The organism is Acidovorax sp. HMWF029 (assembly GCF_003060895.1).
GTDB lineage: Bacteria > Pseudomonadota > Gammaproteobacteria > Burkholderiales > Burkholderiaceae_C > Acidovorax.
In genome coordinates, this window is sequence record NZ_QAIH01000024.1 from 1 (window position 1) to 2,450 (window position 2,450).

The window sequence follows — 2,450 nt, forward strand, 5'->3', positions numbered from 1 at the left end:
AACGGCGTGGGCGAAAGCGACAGCTCTGCAGGCGTCACAGCAACGCCCCAGGTGATCACGCAACCCGCACTGCCGCTGCCCGGAGGCGGCAACGCCTCGGTGACCATTGGCGGCGGCACGCCAGGCTGCACGATCACATCGGCGCAGTTTGACAACAACGTGCCCGCAGGCGCACCAGCGCGTGCCACGTTCCCGCACGGCGTGTTCCGCTTTGAGGCCACAGGCTGCGCAGGCGCGACGCTGGCGGTGTCCATCACCTACCCCGCAGCGTTGGCGACGGGCGTGCAGTTGCTCAAGCACGGGCCTAAGACATTCGGTGGTGCATCGGAATGGTTCACGCCGACCACGTTGTCTATAAGCGCAGACCGGAAGACCGCGAGCTACACGGTGACGGACAACGGCGAGGGCGACAGCGACGCCGCTGTGGGCACCATACGCGACCCATTTGCACCTGTGTTGTTGCCTGCTCCCCCAGTAGGCGCGACATCGATTCCTACTCTGAGCGAATGGGGTTTGATTTGGATGTCTTTGCTCGCTGCCGCCACTGGGATGTGGGCTGTGCGCCGACGCTCAGTGTGAGGATGCTGAGAGCGGCTCGCATCGCACCTTGGGGCGTTTTGCACCGGTTTGTTGCACCGCTCGTACTTGCCCTGGCCTGGTGTGCGCCCAGGGCTTTTGGGGTCATTGGCGTCGAATTTTTATGGAAAAAGTGGCAGCTAGCGCTTGTAGATAAAGCGCTGGATGCTATATTTTTTGGGAGTTATGGGGTGGCTCGCTGCAGCTTCGACAGGTTCAGCCCGAACGGTGGGAGTGCGCAGGATGTCCAGCCCGAGTGGGCGAGGGTGGTGGTACCGCAGTCGTCAAAACTCCAGGTTGTCAATCAGCCGCGTGTGGCCCAGCCTCGCGGCGCCCAGGGCCACCAGGGTGCCTGCGCCGTCGTGGGCGGTGGCAGGTTGCAGGTCGGCGCGGCGGCGTACGGTGAGGTAGTCGGGCTGCCAGCCCCGGGCGCGTAGCACGTCCATGGCCTGCTGCTCTAGCGCGTGGGCCGGGGCGGTGAGCGGTGTGGCGCTGTGGGCGGCCAGCCAGCGCTCGCTCAGTTGCTGCAGGGCTTGGGCCAGGGCCACGGCTTCTTGGCGCTCTTGCAGGCTCAGGTAGCCGTTGCGCGAGCTCAGGGCCAGGCCATCGGGCGCGCGGGCGGTGTCGCCCGCCACGATGGTGATGGGCAACGCAAACTGCTGCACCATTTGGCGAATGACCATGAGCTGCTGGTAGTCCTTCTTGCCAAACACGGCCACGCCGCCGGTCTGGCCCAGCACGCAGGCAAAGAGCTTCATCACCACAGTGGCCACGCCCGTGAAAAAGCCCGGGCGAAAGTGGCCTTCCAGCAGGTCTGCCAAGGCCGGGTCGGGGTGCAGCTTGAAGGTTTGCGGCTGGGGGTACAGGTCGGCCTCGCGCGGGGCAAACAGCACGTCGCAGCCTGCGCCTTGCAGGGCGGTGCAGTCGGCCTCCCAGGTGCGGGGGTAGCTGTCAAAGTCTTCGTGCGGCAAAAATTGCAGGCGGTTCACAAAGATGCTGACCACCGTTACGTCGCCCAGGGGCTTGGCCTGGCGCACCAGGCTGGTGTGGCCTTCGTGCAGATTGCCCATGGTGGGCACAAAGGCGGGGCGGCGGTAGGGCGCCAGTGCCTGGCGCAGTTCGTCGATGGTGTGGGTGATGAGCATGGGGCTTTGAAGTCAAAAAGGGGCTTACCAGGCGTGCAGCGCGTTGTCGGGGAAGCGGCCTTGCTTGACGGCCTGCACGTAGGCTTCCATGGCACCGCGCACACTGCCCGCGTCCTGCATGAAGTTATGCACGAACTTCGGCATCTTTCCGAGGTTCATGCCCAGCATGTCGTGCAACACCAGCACCTGCCCGGCCGTGCCGTTGCCCGCGCCGATGCCGATGGTGTGGCAGTGCGGCAGCTCGGCCGTCAGGTCGGCGGCCAGCACGGCGGGCACCATCTCCAGCACCAGCATGGCGGCGCCTGCGTCCTGCAGTTCGTGCGCCTGCCTGCGCAGCGTGCGGGCGGCGTCATCGGTCTTGCCTTGCACGCGGTAGCCGCCCAGGGCGTGTACCGTTTGCGGCGTGAGACCCAGGTGGGCGCACACCGGCACGCCGCGCTGCACCAAGAATTCCACCGTGGGCGCGGTCCAGCCGCCGCCTTCGAGCTTGACCATGTGGGCCCCCGCCTGCATCAGCGTGCAGGCGCTGCGCAGGGCTTGTTCGCGGCTTTCCGCGTAGGTGCCGTAGGGAAGGTCGGCCACCAGCCAGGCGGTGCCTTGCACGCGCTGCAGGCCGCGCGCCACGCTGGCGGTGTGGTAGGCCATGGTGTCGAGCGTCACGCCCACGGTGCTGGGCAGGCCCTGGCAGACCATGCCCAGCGAGTCGCCCACCAGAATGCAGTCCACACC

General features: G+C 66.4%; 3 protein-coding genes. 1 reads left to right on the forward strand and 2 read right to left on the reverse strand.

Features of this window, described 5'->3' with window-relative positions; all coding sequences use genetic code 11:
• Positions 1–579: IPTL-CTERM sorting domain-containing protein (locus DBR12_RS01800; RefSeq protein WP_146185442.1), on the forward strand; the 579-nt coding region annotated here is incomplete at its 5' end.
• A gap of 281 nt (positions 580–860) precedes the next feature.
• On the opposite strand, the gene panC is transcribed toward DBR12_RS01800, so the two are convergent.
• Positions 861–1,721, reverse strand: a complete 861-nt coding sequence (gene panC / locus DBR12_RS01805; protein WP_108615683.1) for a pantoate--beta-alanine ligase — start codon at positions 1,719–1,721, stop codon at positions 861–863.
• 24 nt (positions 1,722–1,745) lie between these two features.
• Positions 1,746–2,450: 3-methyl-2-oxobutanoate hydroxymethyltransferase (panB, locus tag DBR12_RS01810; RefSeq protein WP_108615684.1), on the reverse strand; the 705-nt coding region annotated here is incomplete at its 5' end.

Bases quoted from the DNA above. Each gene is read 5' to 3' on its own strand.
- panC (WP_108615683.1), bottom strand. From the start codon at position 1,721: ATGCTCATCACCCACACCATCGACGAACTGCGCCAGGCACTGGCGCCC.